This window comes from Candidatus Erwinia dacicola (assembly GCF_001756855.1).
Taxonomy (GTDB): Bacteria; Pseudomonadota; Gammaproteobacteria; order Enterobacterales; family Enterobacteriaceae; genus Erwinia; species Erwinia dacicola.
Map to the genome: position 1 here is coordinate 1 of NZ_MAYS01000210.1, position 3,641 is coordinate 3,641.

The following is a 3,641-nucleotide window of genomic DNA, read 5'->3' on the forward strand; positions in this document are numbered from 1 at the left end:
GAGAAAAAGCGATGGTTGCGGATGCCTGAGCCGGATTAGTGTGCCTGAAAAATGGCTTTCCGGTCAAAAACACGACAAAAACTGCATTTTCATACTTAAACCTACGCACGAGCGCCGCATCAAAGGGATAGTTCGTTATGACATTCATGGTTGGGCGCTCTCAGAAGAGGCGATTCAATCTCCTAACCATCAAGGCAGTAAATGAGAGTAAGACCTACTACACAGGTAGTAGAAAGCTCTAATTTGACAGGTCAAGACAAATTTAAAGATGGGGGTTTACTGGCTATAACTGTCTCAAAAATTGAGAAAATTTTGCATTTGAGGGGGTAATAGGCCGAGGGGCAAATAGAGAGATCACCCGCGGTCAACTAGGACAATCAGCCGCAGGCAGTCGTCGGGTTAGAGACCCAGCAGATATTGTAGTTCATTCAGAGAAGTCACCTGCCAGGTCGGCGCAATGCCTTCAGGCAGGCTGCGGCCATCGGCATTTAGCCAGCAGGTCGCCATTTCGGCGTTGATGCCACCGAGAATATTGGAATCCGGGTTATCCCCCACCATCAGCACTCGCGCGCGCGGCGGGTTGCCCATCTGGCTCAGGGCATAATCAAAGATCGCCGAATGCGGTTTGGTGTGGCCGACCTGTTCAGAGATCACCAGCAGATCGAAGTAGCCGAGGAAGCCGGTACGCTCCAGACGCGCCTGCTGCAGCGCAGTGAAGCCGTTGGTGATAATTCCCATCTTTACCTTGCCCTTCAGCGCGTTGAGTAACTCAACGGCACCCGGCAGCGGTGTGCAGATCTCGGTCATCGCCGTCAGGAAAGCGCTATTAAGATGGTGCGCGGTGACGTTCAGCCTGCTGGCCCAGCCTTTAAAACGGCGGTACTGCAACTGCAGTGCGCTGATAGCGCCGTTCTGGTAGTCAACCCACAGCGGCTTGTTAATCGCTTGGTAGTCGTCGTAGTCCGCCTTGTTAAACTGCACATCGTACTGCTGAAACAGGTGCTGCAAACCGGCGAACGCATCAAAGTGGAACAGCGTTTCGTCAGCGTCAAAGAGGATCCAGTCACGGTCTTGTAGCATTGTGGCATTCCTTACTTACTTGAAGGTCAGGCGTAATCGTCGCAGCAATTTTAGGTCCGGTCAGCGCGGAAAAACCGGAGCGTACACGTAGTACGTGAGGATTTTGAGCGCTCGCTGCCCAAGCCTAAAAGGGCAAGTAAGATAGCCTACGCATGTGTTATTTATATCGTGAGAACCATCATGATCGCGTCTTCTTTGCCGTCTATAGTCGGGTAATAGTCACGACGAATCGAGACCTTGTTGAAATCTAGCTGCTCATAGAGCGCAATAGCAGCAGCGTTTGAGGCGCGCACTTCCAGCCACAGCGTCATCACCTCGCGGTGATCCAACTCGCCGATCAGATGCCGTAGCAGCTCGCGCCCGAGGCCACGGCGCTGAAAGTCCGGGTCCACCGCTAGGTTAAACAGCATGGCTTCATCCAGCACCACCTGCGTAATGGCGAAGGCTGCCAGCACGTCGTCAACGCACAGGGCAAAATTCAGATAGCGCTCGCCCTGATTGCTGGCAAAGATTTTTTCTGTCCAGGGGAAAGCGTGGCTACGCTGCTCAATGGCAAACGCCGGCTCAAGGTCTTGCGTCGTGAGTAAAGAAATCTGATTCATGTTGGTAAATTTGCAGCCAGAGCGCCCGTTTGGCGTCGGCATTGTGATAAAGCTCCGCCAGCACTGGCGAGGTAATTTGAGTTCCGGCTAAGGCCACCGGGGCGTCTAGCCCTAAACACCAGCTGTTACAGCGGGAGTCATCCGGCAACATTGCCAGCTGGTCGGGAGTGAGTAATTGCACCTGCGGTTCCTGCAATTTCAGGGCGCGCAGCACGTCCGCCACCAGCGGATCCTGCAGCAAAGGCAGCGTATCCGCCACAATCACTAGGCGGATTTCAGCGGGTAACGTCACCACAATCTCCCCCTGCAGGACGCGCGGACGCCGCAGCGTATACTGCGTTATGCCCATTTGCTGTAATAACCAGTCACGTCTGGAAGACATCTTTATTTTCCTGTCTGGTCGCCCGATTGCACGCCTATGCTAGCAAACCCGATGATTAAGAGCCAACAAACGACTATAATGCCCGCTCTGAAATTAAAGGAGCCATCAATGTCCGCATTTACCCCAGCCAGTGAAGTGATACTGCGCCACAGTGATGAATTTACTGAACGCCGCATGCTGTTTGCTGGCGACCTGCAGGATGACCTGCCAGCCCAACTTGATACCGCGCTCAGCCGGGTACACACCCAGCAGTATCATCACTGGCAGATCCTCAGCCGCGCCCTAGGAAAAAATGCCTATTATGGCCTCGTCTCCACGGCCGCCGACTGCAATACGCTGGTCTACTACTGGCCGAAGAACAAGCCGGAAGCGCAGTTCCAGCTGCAAAACCTGCTGGCGCTGCTGCCGGTAGGTAGCGATGTTTTCGTTATCGGTGAAAACCGCAGCGGCGTGCGCAGTGCCGAGCAGATGCTGGAAGGCTGGTGCACGCTTAAGAAAATCGACAGCGCGCGCCGCTGTGGTCTGTACCACGGCCAGCTGGAAAAACAGCCTGCGTTCGACGTCGACACCTTCTGGGACGAGTACCCGCTGGGCGACCTGACGGTGAAAACCCTGCCGGGGGTGTTCAGCCGCGATGGTCTGGACATCGGTAGCCAGCTGCTGCTCTCCACTCTCAAGCCGCATATGAAAGGCAAAATTCTGGATATGGGCTGCGGCACCGGAGTGCTCTCCGCGATGATCGCTAGCTTCTCGCCAAAAGTGCGCCTGACGCTGACCGATGTCAACGCGGCGGCGATTGAAGCCAGTAAAGCCACGCTGGCAGCCAACCAGCTGGAAGGCGAAGTGTTCGCGAGTAATGTTTACTCCGACATCCCCGGCAGCTTCGATATAATCATTTCCAACCCGCCTTTCCACGATGGCGTGCAGACCAGCCTGGATGCGGCACAGACGCTGATCTGCGGGGCAATCACCCACCTGAACACCGGCGGTGAGCTGCGCATTGTCGCTAACTCCTTCCTGCCTTATCCGCAGATGCTGGATGAAACCTTCGGCAGCCACGAAGTGCTGCTGCAGAATGGTCGTTTCAAAGTGTACCGCGCCGTTAAAGGTCATCCACCGAAGAAATAATATTCCGCGATCTGTACGGGTCGGGCATGCCCGACCCGCTTCAAACTTTGGCTATTTGCATTCTGAGGTAGGATCGCAAATTTAGCCAAGAACTGAATTCCATCCCCCTTTTGTGCAAAATCTGGTTGAAATTCGCAGATTGACTACAGTACCGTTCTGTGCAAGAGGTGGTTGGAGTCCAGAATGAACGAATTTACGGGATCGGCAGCTTCACAGGCTGACTTTATTTGGAAAAACGCGGAAGACCTGTGGGGGGACTTCAAGCATACGGACTTTGGCAAGATCATTTTGCCGTTTACCTTGCTGCGCCGCCTAGAGTATGCGCTGGAGCCGACCCACAAGGCGGTGAGAGAAGCGCATGACGCTTTCAAGGATGCCAATGTTGAGCTGGATACCATTCTGCGCTCAACCGCTGAATACCCCTTCTACAACACCTCTGAATACTCCCT

At 54.3% G+C, this 3,641-nt stretch carries 6 protein-coding genes; 3 read left to right on the forward strand and 3 right to left on the reverse strand.

Annotated features, from left to right (window positions below; translation table 11 throughout):
* Positions 1-205: hypothetical protein (locus BBW68_RS19130; protein ID WP_222563069.1), on the forward strand; the 205-nt coding region annotated here is incomplete at its 5' end.
* Between the two features lie 194 nt (positions 206-399).
* Here the strand turns inward: BBW68_RS19130 and yjjG are convergent.
* The 3 genes from yjjG to BBW68_RS06475 form a co-directional block, all read right to left on the reverse strand.
* Positions 400-1,080, reverse strand: a complete 681-nt coding sequence (yjjG, locus tag BBW68_RS06465; RefSeq protein ID WP_070134492.1) for a pyrimidine 5'-nucleotidase — start codon at positions 1,078-1,080, stop codon at positions 400-402.
* 161 nt (positions 1,081-1,241) lie between these two features.
* Positions 1,242-1,682 (reverse strand): ribosomal protein S18-alanine N-acetyltransferase, encoded by a 441-nt coding sequence (gene rimI, locus BBW68_RS06470; protein WP_070134493.1) that lies wholly within the window; start codon positions 1,680-1,682, stop codon positions 1,242-1,244.
* Positions 1,645-2,064: a DNA polymerase III subunit psi gene (locus BBW68_RS06475; protein WP_070134494.1), complete on the reverse strand. Its 420-nt coding sequence runs from the start codon at positions 2,062-2,064 to the stop codon at positions 1,645-1,647. The genes rimI and BBW68_RS06475 overlap by 38 nt, the downstream gene beginning before the upstream one ends.
* A 108-nt stretch (positions 2,065-2,172) precedes the next feature.
* Between BBW68_RS06475 and rsmC the strand changes: the two genes are divergently transcribed.
* A complete protein-coding gene (rsmC, locus tag BBW68_RS06480; protein WP_070134495.1) occupies positions 2,173-3,192 on the forward strand; it encodes a 16S rRNA (guanine(1207)-N(2))-methyltransferase RsmC in 1,020 nt (339 codons plus the stop codon).
* A gap of 183 nt (positions 3,193-3,375) precedes the next feature.
* The coding region (locus tag BBW68_RS06485) for a type I restriction-modification system subunit M N-terminal domain-containing protein (protein WP_070134496.1) at positions 3,376-3,641 on the forward strand (266 nt) is incomplete at its 3' end.

Excerpts from the sequence above, each read along its gene's own strand:
- rimI (WP_070134493.1), bottom strand. The coding sequence starts at position 1,682 with ATGAATCAGATTTCTTTACTCACGACGCAAGACCTTGAGCCGGCGTTT.
- yjjG (WP_070134492.1), bottom strand. The coding sequence starts at position 1,080 with ATGCTACAAGACCGTGACTGGATCCTCTTTGACGCTGACGAAACGCTG.
- BBW68_RS06475 (WP_070134494.1), bottom strand. The coding sequence starts at position 2,064 with ATGTCTTCCAGACGTGACTGGTTATTACAGCAAATGGGCATAACGCAG.
- rsmC (WP_070134495.1), top strand. The coding sequence starts at position 2,173 with ATGTCCGCATTTACCCCAGCCAGTGAAGTGATACTGCGCCACAGTGAT.